This is a genomic window from Microbacterium sp. ANT_H45B (genome assembly GCF_008369345.1).
Classification (GTDB): Bacteria; Actinomycetota; Actinomycetes; order Actinomycetales; family Microbacteriaceae; genus Microbacterium.
Map to the genome: position 1 here is coordinate 256,691 of NZ_VOBK01000001.1, position 20,218 is coordinate 276,908.

A 20,218-nucleotide genomic window follows, 5' to 3' on the forward strand; every position below is an offset into this window, starting at 1 on the left:
CCCCGCGGTGGCGGGGCCATGTTGACGGTGTCGGACACCCCGCGCATACTTCGAGGATGACCACCTCTGCCACTCTGCGCGCCCTCGGCGGCACCGTCGATCGGCCCGCGGCTCTCGCGGCATCGACCGTCGTCCTCGTCGACTTCCAGAACACATACACCCGCGGCGAGATGGAGCTCGAGGGGTGGGATGCCGCGCTCGACGCCGCGGCCGACCTGCTCGCCCGTGCCCGCACGGCAGGTGCGACGGTCATCCATGTGCAGCACGACGGCGGCGCGGGCTCGGCGTACGACATCCGCGACGACATCGGGGCGATCCACGAGCGCGTCGCCCCCATCGACGGCGAGGCCGTCGTCGTCAAGAAGGCGCCGAACTCCTTCGTCGGCACCGAGCTCGGCGACCTCGTAGACGCCGCGGGTCACGAGGATGTCGTGATCGCCGGATTCATGACCCACATGTGCGTGAACTACACCACCGAAGGCGCGTTCCTGCGCGGCAACCGGCCCACGGTCGTCGCCGCGGCGACCGCCACCCGAAGCCTTCCGTCGGTCGCCGGCGACGTGCCCGCCGAGCAGCTGCACCGCGCGGCCCTCGCGGGCATCGCCGATCTCTACGCCACCGTCGTCGCGAGCGTCGACGACCTGGGTCGCTGAGAAGGCGACCTGGGTCGCTGCGAAGACGACGCAGGTCCGAGCGCCTGCGCTATCCGACGCACAGATCGGTGTCGGCGCTGCGACTCACCGCGTCGACGGGCCGCGACGGAGGCGGTGTCGCCCGGGGCTGGGAGGTCAGCTCGGTGTAGTCGGCTCCCAGCAGGATCTGTACGCCATCGACGTCCCCCGTCTGCACCGTGACGGCGAGTCCCAGCTCGGAGGCCAGCGCCTGCGCGGTCTGCTGTGCGTCGGGGGTGTCTGCGGCCGTGATCACCGTGAGGTCCGTGGCGTCGGCGTTCGCGAGCCCCGACACCGTGTACCCGTAGCCCGTCGCATCCTCCGACACGCGGGATGCGAGGCCTGCGACGCCGGCGCCGTTGAGGATCTGCACCGGGGCGGTGCGCACCGTCGTGTCGGGCGCGACCTCGTCGGTGGTGAGCACGAGCGGCGCATCATCGACGAGCGCGCGGAAGATCACATCGGCATCCGCCGTCGGCACGACGCGATTCGGATCCTCGGGTGCCGGGACCGTGGGCATCGTCACGAAGGTGACGCTGCTCATCGGCACATTCGCCACCCTGGCCGCAAGACCCGCGAGATCGGTCAACCCGCCGAGCCCTGGGTCGACCGTCATCGAAGAGGTCACCGCGTCGAGGAAGGCGTAGAGGCGGTCGGGGCGCACGAGCACGTCGGACTTGGTCGCCTTCTGCACGATCGCCGAGAGGACCATCTGCTGGTGACCGAGGCGGGCGATGTCGCTCTCCTCGGCGAGCGCGTGCCGCGTGCGCGCCAACGCGAGCGCCTGTTCGCCGTTGACCGACTGCGCACCGGCGGGCAGGTCGAGGCGTGCGTGACCATCCTGCAGCGGCTCGGGGAGGCACACGTCGATGCCGCCCATCGCGTCGACCATGCCGATGAATCCTTCGAAGTCCATCTGCACGAAGTGATCGATCGTGACGCCGGTGAGCTGCTCGACCGCCGCGACCGAGCACGCCGGTCCGTACTCCAGCGCGGAGTTCAGCATCCCGTATCCACCCTCGTACGAGCCACGTCCGGTGTCGTCGCATGCGGGCAGGTCGACGACGGTGTCGCGAGGGAGCTGTACCGCATCGATCCGGGTGCTGTCGTCCGAGACGTGAGCCAGCACCATGGCGTCGCTGCGTTCGCTGCCGTCGTCTTCGCCGAACCCGTCGGACGCGAGCGCCCGGGAGTCGGATCCGAGCAGCAGGATGTTGAGGTCGCCCTCTGCCAGCTGCGGCTCACCCGTCGACGTGTCGGGGTCGGAGCGCAGCGGGGCGGTGGTGATGTTCCCCTGCAGCTGGGCGTAGACGACGGCCCCCACAGCGACCACGGCCACGACGACCAGCGCACTGATGGCGCCGATCAGACGTCCGCGACGCCGACGGGGTCGAGCCTTCGGGACGGACGAGGTGTCGGTCGGGAGATCGCCCTGAGAGGGGTCGTTCAGGGGATCGTTCTGGGGGGAAGCAGGCGGTCGCACTGGATCACACCATCATGACCGGGGCCGGATCTCAAAGCGGCCCGCCGCATTCACAGGTCCTGTGCGGGGTTTTCCGAGGCGGGTTCAGCGGTGCCAGCGGCGGTGGCGGTAGCGACCTGCATCCGAAAACCGACGCCTAGACTTGACGGAGGTCTGGACATCGACCGTGACGTGTGAGGTGAAATCGTGTCGGAGGGGCTCACGCTCGACCCGCCCACTGACGGCGAGCTCCTCTACCGGCTGTCCCGCGGCGACGAACCGGCTTACCGTTGGCTGCACGACCGGCACCAGATGCCGGTCTTCCGCCTGTCGCTCGTGCTCATGCCCACCAGCCGGGATGCGGAGGAGGTCGCGGCGACGGCCTTCTTCGAACTGTGGCGCAAGCGCGACAAGGTTCGGGTCATCGACGGCTCCGTGCTGCCCTGGTTGCTGGCCACCACATCCGTCATCGCCAAGAACGGCTTGCGGGCCCGGCGGCGATATCACCGTCTACTTCGGCGCGTTCTGCACGACGGCGACGTTGCAGATCACGCGGATGAGGTCGCCCGGGCGATGGACTCCATGAGGATCTCAGAGAGTGTCCGTCAAGAGCTTCTTCGCCTGAACCCGCGCGAAGCAAGCGTCCTCGTCCTCTGCGTCATCCATGAGCTCCCGGTCGCCGAAGCCGCGGTCGTTCTGGGAATGCCCGAGGGGGCCGTCACCTCTCGGCTGTCTCGAGTGAAGAATCGGGTGCGCGGGGAACTCCATGAGTACTCGCCGACGGCAGAGGAGGCGAACGCATGAGTGAGCGGATGCCTCACCACCGGGAAGTGCAGGACCTCCTCGTCGAGCAGATGCGCCGCGATCTGTCGCGCCCGAAGTGGTGGACGACCATCTGGGGCCGTCTGTCCATCGCGGGCGGCGTCCTGGCGGTCGCCGGCGCCGGCGTTGCCGGCGTCGTGCTACTCGACGAGCGCCCCGTGACTGAGACGACCATCGTTCATTGCCTCGAAGGCCCGTACCGAAACTCCGACGGGACGCTGTCTGGTGCATCGGCGAGTGTTGCCACCCCGGACGGCGTCGTCGCGATCGCGGATGCGGAAGCGATGTGCATCCAGATGTGGGAGGGCGGTGCCTTCGAAGACAACGACCCGCTGTCGGCGACCCCAGTACCTGGAGTCGCGCCCGAAGAGTTCACGACGTGCGTCACCGACGATGGCGAGGCCGCGGTCGTGCCGGGGGTCATCGAATGCTCGGTGCTCCGACTGCATCCGTTCCAGAGCTAGCCGCAGCGGTCGCGTCGTCACCGCGGGACACTGACGCCCAGCAACATGACCTCTGTCTTCCGCAGCGCTACCGAGGACGGAGGTCGTGCCCGACATCCGGGCACGACCTCTGTCACTCCTGAGTCAGAGGTGGTGTCGACGGGCTCGGCGCCGCGACGTCACGGCGAGGATGATGGCCACGACGAAGCACAGAGCGCTTCCCGCACCGAGCGCGATGTCCTGGGTTCGAAGCGTCCCGATACCGGCGGAGGCGTCGACCTCATATCCGTACGCAATCACACCGAAAACCCAGGCGATCAACAAGACTATGCCGGCCGCGAGCAGTCCCCAGATCACGAATCGATTGTTTCTCTTCATGTGAATCACCAGTTACATAGCTGGGGGTTGATACCGCACCAGTATTGCGGGTCGAGCTCGACGTGACGCTGACGGCATCGTGCGCCCCGTGGACACCGTCACGGATGTGCGTGAAGCACTGTCGGCTGACTCGACGTGACACGAGGGTCGGTGGACGGCTTGTTTCCGATGACGAAGCGCTATCCAAGAAGGCGCGGACATGTCGGATGCGACAGGAAGAGCCGGTCAGAAATAACTTCTGACCGGCTCTTCCATGTACGAACAGATGGCCCTGAATAAACGAACAGGACCTGCTGTGGCCGTGTTCGTTTATTCCTCGATGCCTTGAGGCTCAAGGGATCCGAGAGAGTAATTCTCAAGGCAGTTCCACGCTAAGCCTTGGAAAGTTCCGCGGCCACCGCGTTTCTCCAGATCAGAGCTGCTTTCATCGTGCGCCGAAACGGAGCCTCATCAGTCCACTTCAGATCTAGAATCGCAGGCTCAGCCGACGTATCCGCCACGTAGACCGGAGCGCGGGCGGGGACGGGACCAGTGGCTCTGGGCTCGGATCAGTCGAGGTACTGCATCGCGCTCACCTGCTGCGCCTCAGCGCCTCGGCGCCGCGTGGACAGGTGACGTCGCTTCCGGAAGTCAGGTACCTGGTCGTTCTGGAGACGCCACATCTTGGCGTATGCGCCCTGAAGCTCAATGAGTTCATCGTGGGTTCCCGATTCGACAATGCGGCCCGAGTCCAACACGAAGATGGCGTCGCAACCTGACACGGTCGCGAGTCGGTGCGCGATGAAGACTGCTGTCGAATCACCGACATGGTCGTAGATTGCCTGCATGACTTCGACCTCGCTTGTGGGATCGAGATCGCTGGTGACCTCGTCGAACACATACAGGTCGACGCGCTTCATCAGCACTCGAGCGAGCGCGATACGGCGGCGTTCACCGCCAGACAACCCCATGCCGCCTTCGTCCAGAACTGTCGCAGCGCTCTGAGGTAGGCGGGCGACGACGTCCGCCATCCCGCACTTTCGAAGGGCCGAGTATGCCTCGGCGTCGCTCGCGTCGGGATTGGACATCTTGACGTTCTCCAGCACACTCCGCGCGTAAAGCTGCACGTTCTGAGGGCAGTATCCAACCGCTCGCCGAATATCCTTCGGATCGAGATCACCGACGTTCACCGGGCCGAAGCTGATGGTGCCCTGGTCAGGGTCATGCACCTTCAGAAGCATCCGAGCAATCGTGGACTTCCCGCTGCCGCTGGATCCGACGAACGCGACCTTCGACCCGGGCGCGATATGGAAGGAGAGGTCTCGGAGGGTTGGCTCACGCAGCGAGTATCCGAACGACACCTCGTCGAAAGTGATGTCCCCCGTGGACGCGATAGCCCCTCGCAGCTCGTCGGACGAATCTGGCTCCGATTCGTAGTCGAGGATCTCGCCTACCCGTTTCAGCGCAAGGGCCGCCTCCTGCCAGCTGAGCTGCAGCCCGATGAGACGCGTAACTGGATCGACGAAGAAGTTGGCCAGCGCGATGAAGGCCATCAGCGTTCCTATGGTCATATCCCCTTGCAGGATGCGAGATGTGCCCAGGATGAGAAGTATCAGGCCCACGAATGCCTGCGCGAGACCCATGATGGATGACTGTGCGTTGTCGAGCATTCCCTCTTTGAACGAGATGCGGAGGCTCCGCACGTACTCGCGCTCGAGCCCTTCCATCTCACGCTTCTCGTTCGCCTCGATCTTGACCCCCTCGACGCCTTTCAGGCCATCGATGATGCGCGAGTTGAGGACGGATGCTTGAGCCATCTGTTTCTGGTTGACGTTCTTGAACGGCACCCGGAATGACAGGATGAGCACGACGGCGACGATCACGAACACGGCGATGACGAAGAAGAGCGTCTGGTCCAGTGAGTACAGGACCACGCCCGCTATCACCGCCATCACGACGTCCATCACGACCGTGAGGGCAGCGCCAGTCAGGACATTCTTGATGGTCATGGCGTCGCCGAACCGAGTGAGGATGTCGCCGACCGGCCTGCTTGCGAAGAACCGGAACGGCAGGCCGTAGATGTGTCGGAAGAATCCCAGGATCAGTGGCAAGTCGATCCGTTGGGATAGGTGGAGCACGATCCACTGCCGCACGAACTGCAGCAGGTTCTGCACAATGAACACGGCTCCGAACAGCAAGAACACCGGCATGAGCAGGCTTTCGAGGCTGTACGGCACGACCTCGTCGAAAAGCACCTTCGTCACCATCGATCCCGCGATGCCGAGGATCGTGAGAATCAGGGAGGCGAGGACCGCCCAGACGAAGAGACTCATCTGCGGCGTGAGCAGCCGGACGAACCGTGCGAGGTTGCTCCGTTGTTCCCGTGCGTTCTGGACAAACTCGGATCCTGGTGCGAGAAGGACGAGGATTCCCGAGAAGTCTTTGAGGAACTCACTCTGACGCGTCCATCGCGCTTTCTCGGCCGCAGGGTCTCCAATCTTCACTCGCTTGCGTCCGACTTTGTGGAGGACCACGAAGTGGTTGACTGAGCCCGGCAAGGTGACATGTGCGATGGCAGGAAGCGTGAAGCTCGACGAGAGCGCTTCCTTTTCAATGCGCACGGCGGATGTTTCGAACCCTAGAGCCTCGGCCCCGTTGACGAGACCCCGGATGGTCGTGCCCTTGATCCCGGTACCCAATGCGTCGCGAAGTTGCGTGATCGACGTCTGGCGGCGGTAGGTGGACGCCACTGATGCGAGACAAGCCGCGGCGCAGTCGGACTGATCCAGCTGGCGGACGTGTGTTGCTCTAGACAATTCAGTTCCTGTCTGTCCATCCGACGATTGGGGAGGACTACTTCAGCCCGAGGAGGTGGAGGAAGTATTCGAAGTACGTCGTCTTGTTGTAGGTCAACGAGACCTCAACGGCAGTGCCGTTCACGAGTTGATGTTTCCCGTTTGCGTTGCTCGTGATGTACGGGTGCTCGATCTCGACCTGGGCGACGAAGTAGCTCGAGCTTGGCGACGAGTCTCCCGCACCTTCCGCGGCCACCGTGGTGACATCAGAGTCGATGGCGACGACCTTGCCGGTCGCGTTTCCGTAGTCGGTAGCGGGGAGACCTGAGACCGTCACTCGAGCTTCATCGCCAACGTCGACGAACTGACGGTCCGTGACGGATAGGTACGTATCGAGCTTGATGCCATTCTCAGTTGAGGAGATCGTCCCGATGGGGGTTCCAGCCGAGATAACGCTCCCGGTGGTGACCCGCGCGTCGAGGTACACCTCTCCGGCCTGGCCGGCCGTCACGGTGTAGGCGGACTTGCCCGTCTCGAGGCTGCCGAGTCGGATGTCCACTTCCTTGATTTGTGTCCGAAGGTCTGTTTCGATTTTCGTGGATTCGGCGAGGGCGGACTTGTCGAGCTCAACCATCTCGAGGCGATTTCCCTTGATGGCGTTGTCGATCTCGACGGCCGTGTATCCCTGGGCCTCGAGGCTTGGTCGGTCTATCCGCAACTGGGACTTCTTGTTCTGCAACGACTCGTACTGATAGCCAAAGTGAGCCTCTGCGGGATCATCCATGTTGAAGTCATTACTACCCGTCGAGACCGCATCGGTGAAGCGGGCTTGCAGGTCTGCCTGCGCGACGAGGGAGTCGCGTTGGCCGTGGAGGGTCTGGGCTTCTACCGCTAGTTCGGTGCTCTCGATGGTCAGCACAGGAACCCCGGCTTCCACGGCTGAGCCGTTGGGAGCTTGGATGTCGGATACTCGCCCAGACACGCTGCTCACAATCGTTGCGTGGTCGGCGCCTTGGATGGCCCCCGCGGCGGTGACGACACTGGGTCGAATCGTGTTCAAGGACCAGAAGAGCGTCACGGTGAGAATCGTCAGCACAAGAGCAACGACGATGAATCCGAAGATCGGAGGCCGCTTCTCGTAGAGCAGACGACTGTCCGTGAGGTTGCCAAGGGGAACAACTCTCACGCGTGGGTCTCCGCTGTCGACGCGAAGACATCCACAGTGACCTCGAGATCCACCTGCTCCACGAAAACGAGGTGGAACTCACCAGTGAGATCAATCTCGTGCTCGTAGGCGTACACGGCGATGGCGCTGTACACGATACCTAGCTCGGAAGCGTCGCCCTCGAATCGAGCAAGAACGCAATGGGCGAGTGCATGAGCGGCAGACGTGACGTACCCGGGAACCTCACGTGGCTCCTCGGCACGTGTCTGTCGCATCACGAAGTTTCTGGTGCCGTCGATGGTGACGGCGGTGTGCTGGATGAGCGGGCCTGCTGGCGCCATCTCCTTACGCCGCATCGCTCTTGTGAGGGCAGATCCAATCGCAGCAACGTCACCGAGATCTGTCATGGGGATCTCGGCGCTGACGGTGACTGCGAGGGACAACTCGCGCGGATACTGCATCGCAATTGGTGTCTTCATGGCGCAGAAGGCCGGCAGCCCCCAAAAGTCACGGGAGCCGCCGGCCGGTCCTTTCGTTAGCTCATCGAGTAGAACTTGTTCTCGAAACCGGTCATCACGATCCCCCCGGCGACGGCACCGGCCAGGCCGATGGAACCCGCGAAGGAGATGACTCCGCCGCGGACCTGCCACTTGATCTGCTGGTAGTACGAGTTACGCAGACCCGCGTAGTACGCCCGCTCACCAGCGACCTGACCGGCCCCGTACAGTGCCGCTCCCGTCGCAATCGCAGCGGTGATGATCCCGACGACGGCGCCGACGGTAATGGCACCCCCATCGATGTCATCGAACTCCTCCTCGAGCAGGTCGAGGTATTCAGCGGGACGCTCAAGCACAGCGGTCATTTCTTCTCCGGTCTCTTCACGGCGATGAGGCTTTCTCTCGCCGCAAATGAAGCTAGCCACAATGCAGGAGTTTGTCCAGCGTTTATGATTTACCCAAATAGTGGGGTTTATGGCGCACAAAAGGCCGCGTGAACAAAGCACGCAGACCGCCGCCTATTACAGCGCGCGAGTACGCTCAGCTACCGGCAGTGACAGCAGCGCTGCGGCGGTCAGCCACGAAGAGCCCGAACGCGACGACCGGAGCGGCGGCAACCGCTGCCGCCCAGGGCAGCCAGTTCAGACCGGCCGCGGAGCCGAAAATCGAGCAGGCAAAGAGTCCGGCAAGGATCACAGCGGTGGCCACCAGCGGCGCCGCGGCTCCACTGGAAGCCGCAAAAGTAGCGGTGGCTTTCGATACAAGAAGTATGCCGACGGCGCAGATCGCTGCCACGAAGGCCATACCAATCGCGGATCCCGTCAACGGAGACCAGACCGCCACTGCGGCAAGGAGACCCAAGGTCAGAAATACCCACGCCGGTGTCGAAGCGGCGGCGGCAGTCGTGCTCGAACCGTCTGCGGGTCGAATTTCGTTGCTCACAGGATCCCCCCGGAAGTGATGTCAGCATGGCTGCCCGAGATCTTCGGCGCAGCCTAATGCAGTATCTGTTGCCTTCTATTTGAAGTCAACCGTCGGGGTTCGGCGGGCGTGTTTGTCCCCCGAAGGGGGGACAACAAGTCCATCACTACCCTTCCGCGTCCACCATTTGGGGGACAACCTCGACGGATTGGGCCGAAAACGCCCGTCGGCATGTTTATGCGCCGGGCCTCAGAACCCCTTGCCTGTATGTATTTGTCCATAATCCTGTACTTAGGCTCATTCAAACGCTTGCCCATCGCAAGCAGTGGCACGTCTGTGACCTATGAGCTCTGATTCGCTCGTCCAGGGGATGCGTTGCCGAACCCGTAGCCGCGACCTCACCGCCATCTCTGACCTCCAAACGGGGGACAGAGGAGGTGGACTCCCAGTTCTGGCAAGCAGTGAAAGGCTTTGGACGGAGCTATGACATCGGCAACCTGACTCGATTCCTGTGGTGCCGGAGTTTGGTCTCAGAGCGACGGAGCGGACCGGTTCACTGAACTGCACAGGCGGAGCCGGGTCGATCTCATCCTGAGCAAGGTGACGTCTTGCTTCGCAGCCAGCGCCTCGGAGATTTCCAAGGAAGCGTCTTCGCCTCGCGGTACCTCCGAACCGTTGGCGCGCCAGCACGCCTCAGGGACGGCAGCGACAGCGACAATCGCTATGTCGACGGCGTGTTCTCTGTGAACGACTCAAGCTCGAGATTGCTGAAAAGTAGCCCCTCGCGGGAGACCGAGACATCGACGTGGCCGGCCGCACCGAACGACAACACAACCACCTCTTCTTCGACATCGACATCCGCGTCCGCGTCCGCGTCCGCGTCCGACGACTGGACCCGTTGCAATGCCAACTCGACATCTATCATCATCACGAAGTCGGCACGGTGATTCCGGTACTCCCAGTACTGGCGAACCTGAATCTCACCCACCACGGGCTCACCGACGTCCAGGATGGATACCGCTGCGACCTGGCCGCCTGTCCCGAGCTGGCGCGGAAGCAACTCAGCGATGTTCGTTTCCCATAGTTGCGCGTGCAGGTAACCACCTAGCTCCCCGGCGGTGACAGAGATCGCGTACGCCGGCTCTATCTCATCGTGGAAAACGCCAGGGACCGTCAGTTGGGTGAGGTGCTGCAGCCACCGGAACCATGGCGCCCGCGCATCCCTCTTCTCCAGCTCTTCCACGAGGTGGGGGTGGAGGTTGTCACTCGACTTACCTGACGCTCCGAAAGCCCGTCGATCTGCGCTGACGAAGATGATGTTGCTTCCTTCGTAGCGGTCGTCCACGATCTCCAGCACGGACATCCAGTGAAGGGCATCGCGATATCCGGATCCAGCGTCGTCGAACGGACGCCGTCGGCCGATTGCACGTCGCGCCACGTCCTCGTGTGAGACCTGCGGTGCATCGAGCACGTCCACCCCCACCTCTTCGAGAGCCTTCGAGATGAGCTTCGGGTACTTCTTCGCTTCTTTGAGCGCTGACGCGACTGCTCGACCAAGGTGCTTCTGAACCTCGAGTGACGCACGTCTGCCGACCGCCTGAATCTCGACCGCCTTCGCCTCTCGCCGCCGACGGTAAGTTGCCACGGCCTCTTCGAGCGCGAGGCGTGGAAGAAGAACCTCTACACGGCCTCCGGAGATCGCATCCGTGAGCTGCGGCCAGATGGATCCTCTCAGCAGTGGGTCTGAGACGAGCACGTTCGCGTCAAGGATCACAATCACAGCGCCAGGATATTGCTCGAGCTTCACGTGAATGGCACAAGTCGTTCCATGGAGCGTCCGAACGCGTAGCAGCGCGCCGCAGGGTATCGAGCATTGAACCCGAAGGAGCCCATGCAGTCATCGTCCACGACCCCGCGCCACATTCGCGCCCACTGACATTCAACCTCGAGTCGAACACTCCCAACTCGCTACCGCGGTGGACTCCGTCAGCACTTGAACGGGGAGCACCATCACGAACATCAGAGGAAGAAGCGCCAACGGAGACCGAACGGCAGTGGCGAGCCTCCAGCTTTTCAGAAGCGCCTGGACGACGACGGCCGTGAGGCAGACAACGCCAACCGCCCCAAGCTGCAAGTAGACGTCCAACTAGATATTGTGCGCCTGAAACACAACGATGGAATGGTCGATGATCCAGCTTGCGAAGCCGGAATCCCCTGGAAGCCATGGAGTCGCGAAGCCGTGACCTATGACCGGCGACCGCCCGGCGCGCTCCAACACTGCTTCCCAGATTTTCACGCGCCCGGTAAACGTGACCTGTCGACCGAGGAGGTGTGTCAGCGGCTCACGGAAAAGAAGCATCACAGCGAAAGTGAGTGCCGCGATGCCGCCGACGCCTGCAGACATCAGCGCTCGGCCACGTCGGGAGCGGATACTCCGGAAGGCGATGACGAACGCGGTGGTAACCACGACCGCTACCGCCGCGCCCAAGACAGTCGCGGAGCCGGTACGGATGAGCAACCACATGCTCGCGGTCGCCACCGTGGCCAAGTAGAGCCTTGAGCGCTGCTGCGCGAGCAATTGGGCGATGCAGACGAGAGCGGTCAAGAGGCAGAGAAAACCCAGCAGGTTCGCGTTTCCTACAGCTCCCTGTGTGCGACCACCGGAAAGGAATCCATCCACCAGGTTGCCACGAATCCAGTACCAGTGCGGGTCCGGGTCGGATGGGGCATCGGCGAAGTTCGGCATCAGTGGTGCGCGCCGGACGTCCGCGACCCATAGCTCCATCAACAGAGAGAGGGGATGACCACCGTCCTAAGCGCCCGGCCCGCTATCGCGATGAGTCGAGGTCCGTCGAACTGGTCGGCCCGGAAGAGTCCGTGGACGGTCGCTGAAGCGAAGAGCAGCAGCGTCTGTCCGAACCTCTGCAGTCATCGCGTTGGGCGAACAACGAGGACTAACGTCCTCTCTTGCTGTGCCGTCGGTCGTCCCGACTCGGCAATGAATCTCGAACGCCCATCTTGTCACCGCCGGGCGGAAGCGCCCTGAGACCTTGAAACTTCGTTGGCACCTCGCCCGCGGTGCTCTCGGCCGCCCGGTGCGACCAGCGAGCGGAACTTCTCGACGATGGCTCCGTCCCCCGCGCGGCACTCGCAGCGCAGACGGAGGCTCGAGAACGATTCGAGGCCTCAAGCTGCCGATTCATTTGCATGGACTTTTGACGAAGAAGTGCAGAGTTTGAGTCAACGTCGATGGCTCCGATCCGCGCCGTGACGCGGATGTAGGACTTAGTGCGCTCGCTCGGCGGGAACTCCTGACTCGGGCTTGGACATAACGAAGCGAATCCAACCCCTACCGGAGGAGCTTCCCTTGTTCAAACGATTCCTATCCGCGTCAGCGGCACTCGTCGCAGTGCTTGCACTTTTCACTCCCACGTCTGCGCTCGCGTCATCCGAGCCCACGGCGTGCACCGTCGGCGGCGTGGCGATTCCCGAGGGTGAACCCGCCCCCGAAGAAATCCCCACTGTCATCTCCTGCTTCGACACTGTCGAGGAGGCGGAACAGTTCATCGCGGACGGTGCGCCGGGTGACTACGAGAAGCTTTACCCGAACGACGTGTCCGCGCGTGCTGCAGCCGCGGCGACCGTCACCGTGGGCAAGATTTGGACGGGGACATCCCGCACCGGGTCTGTCCGTGTCCATTGGGGCGCTGGCAGCGGATGCTACGGCACCACTTTCGGGTTCCCAAGTCTCGGTTCCGGATGGGACAACAACATCCGGTCGGCAGAGGGGTTCAACAACTGCTGGTCATCACAGTACGACGGCACCAGCTACACCGGAACTGTGCTGACGTGTGCACCGTACTGCTCGACGCTGGGCTCGATGGCCGCACGAACGTCGTCCATCGTCTACCGGCCCGCAGGAACCTTTGGGTGAACCGGCTACAGTCTCAGTTCTGCAGAGGATGAAGTCGAAGAGTTGAGCATTCGATCTTCCCCGGGACGACGGCCGCCTCGCCTTGATCCGTGACGCACATGGTGAACTCGGGCGGGGCGGTCCCCGGGGCGGACGTTGCCGATGTCGGATCGCTCTCATTGAATGCGCCGGACTCCCACATCTGCACGCAAACAGCTTCCGCATCTTCAATCGGGACGACACCGTCTGGTGTGGCGATGCTCACTCCAGCACCAGACAGCGATCCGTCGGGGTTCCGGTACGGGCCTTCAAGGCACTGCACAACGCTGGTATCGCTGACCGGACGCTGGTCGAGAAGCACGACGCCAGCGACGCCGGCGCCCGCCACAACGAGGACACCGCCGGCGATAGTGAGTCGGCCCCATAGTGTCTTCCACCAGATAGGTCGAGAAAGGTCCCGGCGCATCTGCTCAATGAGGAGGTCCTGCACCTCTTTACGGTGCGGCATGCCTCCGGACTGATCCGTCATGCGTTCGCCTCCTCTGCGGTGGGAGCAAACTCCCGCAGCTCTCCACGCAACTTCACCTTGACTCGCGACAGCCTCGACTTCACTGTACCTACGGGAATGCCAAGCACCACAGCCGCCTCCGAGGCCGGAAGCTCATGCACGACGCAAAGCACGACCACACTCGCATCCCGAGGATTCAGCTGCAACAGGGCTTCACGAACCCCGTCCGTGATCTTCAAAGAATCCATCGCGCGGGCTACCTCGTCGGCGTGATCCGGCACATCACCCTCATGAGGGATACGGCTGAGGAGACGCTGGTATCGGCGGCGAGACCGCAGGCTGTTCTTCGCCGCGTAGGAGGTCGTGGCGAGCAACCACGGCAGGACGGATCCGTCCACAACGCGAACCTTGTCTCGCTTGCGCCACAGTTCGAAGAATGCTGTGGCCGCGACTTCTTCGGCATCCCACGTCGTGCGCATGAGAACGAGAGACATCCGGAATACCGGTGCCTGATGACGGTCATGAAGTAACCGGTAGGCGGGCTCATCACCACGCGACAGCCGGTAGAGGAGCTCACCGTCACCCGGTGTTCTCTGCTCTCGGTTCTCGGACACTGCTTCACCTCGCGCGACACGGTCATCTCGACCGTCGGCCCAAGTGTAATCGCGTCAGAAGGTGCCCTGGAGCGAGCGCCTGACACCTAGTCAGGCCGCCTTGGCGAGCGCAAGCACCGAGAGTCCGCGGTCACGCGCCGCGCGTGGGCTGCACCGCAAGTATCGGTGACACTGCGCCCGGAACGTCTCGTACGTGCCGTACCCGCAGCGTTTCGCGATCTCCGACATCGGCACTTCGGGGTTGTGCGCTGCGATGGCCACCACATGCCTAAGACGAAGCCGCGCGAGGACCTCCGCGACGCTGGGAGACCCGACAAACGCCCGATCCAGTTGTCGACGGGAGATAAACAGCTCCCGCGCCAACCACGTCGGGCCGACTCGACGGTCGCGGTAGTGGAGGTCGATGAGTACAAGGCAACGCTCACGTATCTCAATGAAGTCAGTGGTCCTCATACGACGTAATGTCCGCATGCGGCCGAAAGGTTCCTTTAACGACGAAAGACGTTCTCGGGCCCTTTGCCCTGGCTCTCGTTCGTGGTCGTCGTTCGACCATGTCTGTCCCTCATGGATGAGAGCGCAGCACGCCCTGGCGGGGAGTGTCACAGCGTCAGGGTGCAGACCGCGCATGTAGAGCATGAGGGTGCGCGCGTCCGTCGCGGCCCCGGACAGGAGAACACCATGACCACCCAGCACGACCTCGCCAGGGCCGCCTTCCACGAAGCCTCGTTCATCATCAAGCAGTCCGGCGTCGGGCGGACCGTCGATCACTGGCTCGACGACCATGCACGGGGCAGCCTCCCCCTGCTCGACCTCGACGCCACGGTCGCACTGACCGGTTGGCTCGCAGCCGCGCTCGCTGGTCTGCCACTCACTGAGGAGAACGCAGCCAACCTGGTGAACCTCTACTTCGACGAGTACGAAGTCTCCGAGCGAGAGATGCGTGAGTTCACCACCCGGTTCCTCTGGACCCTCAAGCAGTCGTGGCCGGTCATCGACGAGAACGCCGCACAACCTTGAACCCAAGGGTGAGGAGGTCAGCACGCTGGCCGCCTCACCCTCGACCGCGGTGCGTCTGAGATTTGAGACCCCAGTCCGTCATCTCCGCCGGCGAGCCGCGACCATCGCCTCGCAATCAAGTCCGTGCTCTTGAGCTTCAGGGAACCCGAACATACTGGTCCGATTCGGGCACGGACGATGCGGGAAGAGTGGTGAGCAACAACTCACTCGTCGAGGACCGGCCCTGCGCCGCGCTCGCGGTATATGTCGTGGCGACGAGACGTTTCGTGATGGCGCGACGAGGGACGTTCACCCCCACTGCTGGCGTCACCCGACCCGCAGCGTACAGAAGCGGGTTAGAGAGAAGTGCTGGATGGTTGTCGTACGACAAGAGCCACCTGAACGGCGTGTGCTGCCGGAGATAACGCCAGACAAGTCATCCACAGGCCGCGGATGACAGCGGACAAGAGCGCCTGTGAGCGACGTAGTCCCGAGTGTGAACGTAAGGCGCCTAGCTCTGTGAAAGAGCAGCGAACCGACCGCATGCGACACCGGTCCGTCGGCAATCCGGCGACGAGCAGACCTAAGCTGCGCATCAGATCAGAATAAAGAGGCCGGTCAGAAACTTTCTCTGACCGGCTCTTCCTGTACGAACAGATGGCCCTGAATCAACGAACAGGGCCCGCTGTGCGCGAGGGGGGACTTGAACCCCCACGTCCATAAGGACACTGGCACCTGAAGCCAGCGCGTCTACCATTCCGCCACTCGCGCGAGTCTGTCGGGCTCCGAAGAACTCAACTTCCCAAAGATATCACGCGATCCGCCCTGCGAAGAAACCGGGGCCGCGACCTCGGCAGGACCCGGGCACGGATGCAGGACAAGACGGCCGTTCTGGTCCTGCATCCGTGCCGAGGTCCGGCATCCGGCACCGATCGACGAGCTCGAGACACCACCACGGGATGCCTCCACACTCCCCCTCTCCCCCGGATTCTCGGCGTTCTCCCGCCTCGCGAGGGCGTTCACCCAGGCCACCTGGCTACGATGTCCCTACCGGTCGGTATGCCAGAGGAGCCCAGTGGGACTACTTGACAGCTTTGAGAAGGGTCTCGAGCGCGCTGTGAACAGCGCGTTCGCGAAGACCTTCCGCAGCGGCATCCAGCCTGTGGAGATCGCTTCGGCCCTGCGGCGTGAAGCCGACACCAAGGCGGCCGTGGTGAGCCGTGACCGCATCATCGCGCCCAACAGCTTCGTCGTGCGCCTGAGCACCGACGACGCCGAGCGCATGCGGACGCTGGGCGCAGCCCTGACCGACGAGCTGCACGCTCTTCTCTCGAAGCACGCGAAGTCCCAGGGCTACAGCTTCTCGGGGCCGCTCTCGATCGACCTCGAGGCAGACGACAAGGTCGCCACTGGCACCGTCAACGTCAGCTCGGGAACCGTCGAGGGCCGCGTCAACTGGCAGGCGGTGATCGACGTCGACGGTCGGCGCCACCCCCTCACCCGCGCTCGCACGGTCATCGGACGTGGCTCGGATGCCGACATCACGATCGGGGATGCCGGATCCAGCCGCAAGCACATCGAGGTCCTCTGGGACGGCGAGCGCGCCATGATGCGCGACCTCGGCTCGACTAACGGCACCAAGGTGAACGGTCAGAAGGTGCGCGAGGCCGCACTCCCCACCGACACCACCATGACCATCGGACGCACCGACCTGGTGTTCCGCATCGTTCCCGTCGCCACCCCGTCACGCCCTCCTCGGCCGCGTGACGACGATGCGACCCGTGCGTTCGGAGCCCTCTCGTGAGCACGCCCAGTGAACTCGTCCTCCTGCTGCTGCGCATCGGCTTCCTGCTGCTGCTGTGGTTCTTCGTCTTCGGCGTCATCTACTCGCTGCGTGCCGATCTGTTCGGCATGAAGGTGCGCAAGCTCCCGGCCGAGGCCACCGCGGGAGCACCCGCTCCGGCACCGGCCGCGGCACCCGTCGCATCGCGCCCCGCATCGGCCAAGGCCAGCACAGGTCCCGCGACCATCGCGACCGCCAAGCGGCTCGTGATCACCTCAGGACCCAAGGCCGGTCTGGAGCTGCCGCTGGGCACCGACACCCTGACCATCGGACGCTCGAGCGAGTCGGCGCTGGTGATCCGCGACGACTACACCTCCAGCCACCACGCGCGCCTGATGCTGCGCGGCGACAGCTGGGCGATCCAGGACCTCGACTCGACGAACGGCACCTTCGTCGCCGGTCAGCGCGTCACCGGCGGTCCGGTCGGTCTCGCGCTCGGCACCCCGATCAAGGTGGGCGCCACGACCTTCGAGCTGCGAGCCTGACCCGGGCATGGTCTTCGAAGGCTCGAGCGCCGCGATCTCCCATACCGGGAAGGTCCGCTCCAACAACCAGGATTCCGGGTACTCCGGGGCGAACCTCTTCGTCGTGGCCGACGGCATGGGCGGCCACGCGGGCGGGGACGTCGCCTCGAGCATCGCGATCCATCGTCTGGAGCCACTCGACCAGCCCTACGCATCCGTCGAAGACGCGCAGGCCTCACTGCAAGCGGCGGCCACCACGGCCGCGGGCGACCTGATCCGCGCTGCGAAGGATCGCCCCGAGCTCGCCGGTCTCGGCACCACGCTCAGCGCGATCATCATGGTCGACGACTACGCGGTCATCGGCCACATCGGCGACTCGCGCATCTACCTGTACCGCGACGACGCGGTGACCCAGATCACCGCGGACCACACTTTCGTGCAGCGGTTGGTGGACTCGGGACGCATCACCCCCGAGGAAGCCCGCTACCACCCTCGGCGCTCGGTGCTCATGCGCGTGCTGAGCGACATGGACGCCGATCCCGAGCTCGACATGTTCGTCATGCACACCCAGCCGGGTGACCGCTGGCTGCTCTGCTCCGACGGTCTCTCCGGAGTCGTCGACGAGGACCACATCCTCAAGGCGATGCGCATGGGCATGGCTCCCGGGCGCACCTCCGACAACCTGCTCAAGCAGGCGCTCGACGGCGGCGCCCCCGACAACGTCACGATCGTGCTCGTCGAGGTCGGCGGGCAGCACGCCATGCACTCGGGCACGCCCACGATCGTCGGGTCCGCGTCGAACCCCTCGAACGTCACGGTCCCGCCGGTGCGCGCCCCCCGCGGCAACTGGCTGCACCCTGTGCGCCAGGCCGCCAACGAACCCAGCCACTTCGAGCCGGCACCCGAGTACCTCGAGGAGCTCATCGAAGAGGACCGCCGTCGCGCCAAGCGCCGCCGCTGGGGCTGGATCGCCGGGATGCTCGTCGTACTCGCGATGCTCGCGTTCGCCGCGTTCGCCGCCTACAGCTGGACCCAGACGCGCTACTTCGTCGGCGCCGATGACGACAGCGTCGTGATCTATCAGGGCGTGCAGCAGAACATCGGGCCGATCACACTCTCGACTCCCCTGCGCGACACCGACATCCTGCTCGCGAACCTGCCGCCGTACCAGCGCGACTCCGTGGAGCGCACGATCACCGCCCGGTCGTTCTCCGACGCCGAGGCGATCGTCGCACGTCTGCAGGCCGGCGCCGATCGCGTCACCGGCGAGACGCCGCTGCCCACTCCCCTGCCCACGCCGACGGAGGATGCGGGATGACCACCGACGTCACGGCGGACACGAGCGTCATCACGGCGCTCCGACGCATGCGGATGCCGCAGACGCAGCGCAACCGCGAGTTCTGGCTGCTGCTCTTCGCGGTCGCGATCAGCGGCGCATCGCTCACCCTGGTGCAGCTCGGCGCGCTCGGCCTGATCGACCCGATGATCCTCGCGATCGGCGGGGGCCTTGCCGTGCTCGCCTTCGCGGTGCATTTCGTGCTGCGCGCCGTCGCCTCCGACGCCGACCCGTTCGTGCTGCCGATCGCGACCCTGCTCACCGGCCTCGGCATCGCGATGATCTACCGCATCGACATCGCCAAGTCGCTCACCGGCTGGAACGCCTACTCGACGAAGCAGCTCGCCTGGTCGGCGATCTCGCTCGCCGGCGCGATCGCCTGCGTCATCCTGCTGCGCAACTACCGCGTGCTGTTCCGCTACACCTACATCTTCGGCCTCTCCGGCATCCTGCTGCTGCTGCTGCCGTTCGTGCCCGGCCTGCGCATCCCCGACGCCAACGCCGCCGTGTGGGTGTCGCTCGGCGGCATGTTCGCCTTCCAGCCCGGCGAGCTCGCGAAGATCTGCCTCGCCATCTTCTTCGCCGGCTACCTGGTGCGCACCCGAGAGAGCCTCACATCGGTGGGAACCAAGTTCCTCGGCATCACCTGGCCGCGGATGCGGGAGCTCGGTCCCGTGCTCGTGGTGTGGGCGATCTCGCTCGGCATCATCGTCATCCAGCGCGACCTGGGCACGGGAACCCTGATCTTCGGCATGTTCGTGGCGATGCTCTACGTCGCCACCGGCAAGACCAGCTGGGTGCTCATCGGCCTCGCCCTGGTCGCTGCAGGTGTCGCCGTGGCGACGCAGATCCTCAGCTACGTCCAGGGGCGCTTCATCAACTGGCTGTTCCTGTTCGATCCCGAGAAGGTCGACCCCGACGGCGCCGGGTTCCAGCCCATGCAGGGTCTCTTCGGCCTCGCACACGGCGGGCTGCTCGGCACGGGTTGGGGTCAGGGGCGCCCCGAGGTCACTCCCCTGGCGCACAGCGACTACATCATCACGAGCCTCGGCGAGGAGATCGGCCTCGTCGGGCTGTTCGCGATCCTCTGCCTCTACATGGTGTTCGTCAGCCGCGGCATCCGCATCGGCCTCGCCGGTCAGGACGACTTCGGCAAGCTCCTCGCGACGGGCCTCTCGTTCACGATCGCGCTGCAGGTGTTCATCATGGTCGGCGGCGTGACCCGCGTCATCCCGCTCACCGGTCTCACCACGCCGTTCCTCGCCGCCGGTGGATCCTCCCTCGTCGCCAACTGGCTGATCGTGGCCGTTCTGCTGCGCATCTCCGACGGTGTCCGTAGCCAACCCCGGGCGGTGATCGGCTGACATGACCCAAGCTTTCGTAGGTTCGGCCGCTGAGCGCCCTTCGTCTC

At 64.2% G+C, this 20,218-nt stretch carries 21 protein-coding genes and 1 tRNA gene; 9 read left to right on the forward strand and 13 right to left on the reverse strand.

Features of this window, described 5'->3' with window-relative positions:
• Positions 1–56: 56 nt before the first annotated feature.
• Positions 57–653: an isochorismatase family protein gene (locus tag FQ142_RS01210; RefSeq protein ID WP_149421900.1), complete on the forward strand. Its 597-nt coding sequence runs from the start codon at positions 57–59 to the stop codon at positions 651–653.
• A gap of 49 nt (positions 654–702) precedes the next feature.
• Here the strand turns inward: FQ142_RS01210 and FQ142_RS01215 are convergent, their stop codons facing one another.
• A complete protein-coding gene (locus tag FQ142_RS01215) occupies positions 703–2,154 on the reverse strand; it encodes an LCP family protein (protein ID WP_149421901.1) in 1,452 nt (483 codons plus the stop codon).
• 186 nt (positions 2,155–2,340) lie between these two features.
• On the opposite strand from FQ142_RS01215, the gene FQ142_RS01220 reads away from it, so the two are divergent.
• On the forward strand, positions 2,341–2,937 hold the full coding sequence (locus FQ142_RS01220; protein ID WP_149421902.1) for an RNA polymerase sigma factor: 597 nt from the start codon (positions 2,341–2,343) through the stop codon (positions 2,935–2,937).
• On the forward strand, positions 2,934–3,419 hold the full coding sequence (locus FQ142_RS01225; protein WP_149421903.1) for a hypothetical protein: 486 nt from the start codon (positions 2,934–2,936) through the stop codon (positions 3,417–3,419). The genes FQ142_RS01220 and FQ142_RS01225 overlap by 4 nt, the downstream gene beginning before the upstream one ends.
• Before the next feature lie 123 nt (positions 3,420–3,542).
• On the opposite strand, the gene FQ142_RS01230 is transcribed toward FQ142_RS01225, so the two are convergent.
• The 8 genes from FQ142_RS01230 to FQ142_RS01265 form a co-directional block, all read right to left on the reverse strand.
• Positions 3,543–3,755, reverse strand: a complete 213-nt coding sequence (locus FQ142_RS01230) for a hypothetical protein (RefSeq protein ID WP_149421904.1) — start codon at positions 3,753–3,755, stop codon at positions 3,543–3,545.
• Between the two features lie 569 nt (positions 3,756–4,324).
• Positions 4,325–6,571: a peptidase domain-containing ABC transporter gene (locus FQ142_RS01235; protein ID WP_149421905.1), complete on the reverse strand. Its 2,247-nt coding sequence runs from the start codon at positions 6,569–6,571 to the stop codon at positions 4,325–4,327.
• Between the two features lie 37 nt (positions 6,572–6,608).
• The gene (locus FQ142_RS01240) at positions 6,609–7,736 is read right to left on the reverse strand and encodes an HlyD family secretion protein (protein WP_149421906.1); all 1,128 of its coding nucleotides are present in this window, start codon (positions 7,734–7,736) and stop codon (positions 6,609–6,611) included.
• Positions 7,733–8,194, reverse strand: coding sequence for a hypothetical protein (locus FQ142_RS01245; protein WP_149421907.1), 462 nt, complete (start codon positions 8,192–8,194; stop codon positions 7,733–7,735). The genes FQ142_RS01240 and FQ142_RS01245 overlap by 4 nt, the downstream gene beginning before the upstream one ends.
• 56 nt (positions 8,195–8,250) lie before the next feature.
• Positions 8,251–8,577, reverse strand: coding sequence for a hypothetical protein (locus tag FQ142_RS01250; RefSeq protein WP_149421908.1), 327 nt, complete (start codon positions 8,575–8,577; stop codon positions 8,251–8,253).
• Between the two features lie 175 nt (positions 8,578–8,752).
• A complete protein-coding gene (locus tag FQ142_RS01255) occupies positions 8,753–9,154 on the reverse strand; it encodes a hypothetical protein (protein ID WP_149421909.1) in 402 nt (133 codons plus the stop codon).
• 700 nt (positions 9,155–9,854) lie between these two features.
• Entirely contained in the window at positions 9,855–10,913 is a 1,059-nt protein-coding gene (locus FQ142_RS01260; RefSeq protein ID WP_188042261.1) for a PIN domain-containing protein, read from the reverse strand.
• 366 nt (positions 10,914–11,279) lie between these two features.
• Positions 11,280–11,879: an O-antigen ligase family protein gene (locus FQ142_RS01265; RefSeq protein WP_149421911.1), complete on the reverse strand. Its 600-nt coding sequence runs from the start codon at positions 11,877–11,879 to the stop codon at positions 11,280–11,282.
• Positions 11,880–12,611: 732 nt separating this feature from the next.
• Here FQ142_RS01265 and FQ142_RS01270 point away from each other — a divergent pair.
• Positions 12,612–13,067 carry a hypothetical protein gene (locus FQ142_RS01270; RefSeq protein WP_149421912.1) on the forward strand — a complete coding sequence of 152 codons (456 nt, stop codon included), beginning with the start codon at positions 12,612–12,614 and terminating at the stop codon, positions 13,065–13,067.
• Positions 13,068–13,080: 13 nt separating this feature from the next.
• Here FQ142_RS01270 and FQ142_RS01275 read toward each other — a convergent pair whose 3' ends face one another.
• The 3 genes from FQ142_RS01275 to FQ142_RS17350 all read right to left on the reverse strand — a co-directional run bounded on the left by FQ142_RS01275 (position 13,081) and on the right by FQ142_RS17350 (position 14,621).
• The gene (locus tag FQ142_RS01275; RefSeq protein WP_149421913.1) at positions 13,081–13,575 is read right to left on the reverse strand and encodes a hypothetical protein; all 495 of its coding nucleotides are present in this window, start codon (positions 13,573–13,575) and stop codon (positions 13,081–13,083) included.
• Positions 13,572–14,168 (reverse strand): RNA polymerase sigma factor, encoded by a 597-nt coding sequence (locus tag FQ142_RS01280; protein ID WP_149421914.1) that lies wholly within the window; start codon positions 14,166–14,168, stop codon positions 13,572–13,574. The genes FQ142_RS01275 and FQ142_RS01280 overlap by 4 nt, the downstream gene beginning before the upstream one ends.
• Positions 14,169–14,258: 90 nt before the next feature.
• Positions 14,259–14,621: a helix-turn-helix domain-containing protein gene (locus FQ142_RS17350; RefSeq protein WP_188042262.1), complete on the reverse strand. Its 363-nt coding sequence runs from the start codon at positions 14,619–14,621 to the stop codon at positions 14,259–14,261.
• Positions 14,622–14,846: 225 nt separating this feature from the next.
• Here FQ142_RS17350 and FQ142_RS17355 point away from each other — a divergent pair, with 225 nt between their 5' ends.
• Positions 14,847–15,185 carry a hypothetical protein gene (locus FQ142_RS17355; RefSeq protein ID WP_188042263.1) on the forward strand — a complete coding sequence of 113 codons (339 nt, stop codon included), beginning with the start codon at positions 14,847–14,849 and terminating at the stop codon, positions 15,183–15,185.
• Positions 15,186–15,852: 667 nt separating this feature from the next.
• Here the strand turns inward: FQ142_RS17355 and FQ142_RS01290 are convergent.
• Positions 15,853–15,935: transfer RNA gene (locus tag FQ142_RS01290), tRNA-Leu, on the reverse strand.
• 304 nt (positions 15,936–16,239) lie between these two features.
• Between FQ142_RS01290 and FQ142_RS01295 the strand changes: the two genes are divergently transcribed.
• The 4 genes from FQ142_RS01295 to FQ142_RS01310 are packed head-to-tail and all read left to right on the forward strand — an operon-like array spanning position 16,240 to position 20,171.
• A complete protein-coding gene (locus FQ142_RS01295) occupies positions 16,240–16,968 on the forward strand; it encodes an FhaA domain-containing protein (RefSeq protein WP_045254031.1) in 729 nt (242 codons plus the stop codon).
• Positions 16,965–17,492, forward strand: coding sequence for an FHA domain-containing protein (locus FQ142_RS01300; protein WP_045254030.1), 528 nt, complete (start codon positions 16,965–16,967; stop codon positions 17,490–17,492). The genes FQ142_RS01295 and FQ142_RS01300 overlap by 4 nt, the downstream gene beginning before the upstream one ends.
• A gap of 7 nt (positions 17,493–17,499) precedes the next feature.
• Complete coding sequence (locus FQ142_RS01305) at positions 17,500–18,789, forward strand: PP2C family protein-serine/threonine phosphatase (protein ID WP_056414373.1); 1,290 nt, start codon at positions 17,500–17,502, stop codon at positions 18,787–18,789.
• Complete coding sequence (locus FQ142_RS01310; RefSeq protein WP_149421916.1) at positions 18,786–20,171, forward strand: FtsW/RodA/SpoVE family cell cycle protein; 1,386 nt, start codon at positions 18,786–18,788, stop codon at positions 20,169–20,171. The genes FQ142_RS01305 and FQ142_RS01310 overlap by 4 nt, the downstream gene beginning before the upstream one ends.
• Positions 20,172–20,218: the final 47 nt, after the last annotated feature.

Bases quoted from the DNA above. Each gene is read 5' to 3' on its own strand.
- FQ142_RS17350 (WP_188042262.1), bottom strand. From the start codon at position 14,621: ATGAGGACCACTGACTTCATTGAGATACGTGAGCGTTGCCTTGTACTC.
- FQ142_RS01210 (WP_149421900.1), top strand. From the start codon at position 57: ATGACCACCTCTGCCACTCTGCGCGCCCTCGGCGGCACCGTCGATCGG.
- FQ142_RS01225 (WP_149421903.1), top strand. From the start codon at position 2,934: ATGAGTGAGCGGATGCCTCACCACCGGGAAGTGCAGGACCTCCTCGTC.
- FQ142_RS01250 (WP_149421908.1), bottom strand. From the start codon at position 8,577: ATGACCGCTGTGCTTGAGCGTCCCGCTGAATACCTCGACCTGCTCGAG.
- FQ142_RS17355 (WP_188042263.1), top strand. From the start codon at position 14,847: ATGACCACCCAGCACGACCTCGCCAGGGCCGCCTTCCACGAAGCCTCG.
- FQ142_RS01245 (WP_149421907.1), bottom strand. From the start codon at position 8,194: ATGAAGACACCAATTGCGATGCAGTATCCGCGCGAGTTGTCCCTCGCA.
- FQ142_RS01305 (WP_056414373.1), top strand. From the start codon at position 17,500: ATGGTCTTCGAAGGCTCGAGCGCCGCGATCTCCCATACCGGGAAGGTC.
- FQ142_RS01275 (WP_149421913.1), bottom strand. From the start codon at position 13,575: ATGACGGATCAGTCCGGAGGCATGCCGCACCGTAAAGAGGTGCAGGAC.
- FQ142_RS01265 (WP_149421911.1), bottom strand. From the start codon at position 11,879: ATGCCGAACTTCGCCGATGCCCCATCCGACCCGGACCCGCACTGGTAC.
- FQ142_RS01310 (WP_149421916.1), top strand. From the start codon at position 18,786: ATGACCACCGACGTCACGGCGGACACGAGCGTCATCACGGCGCTCCGA.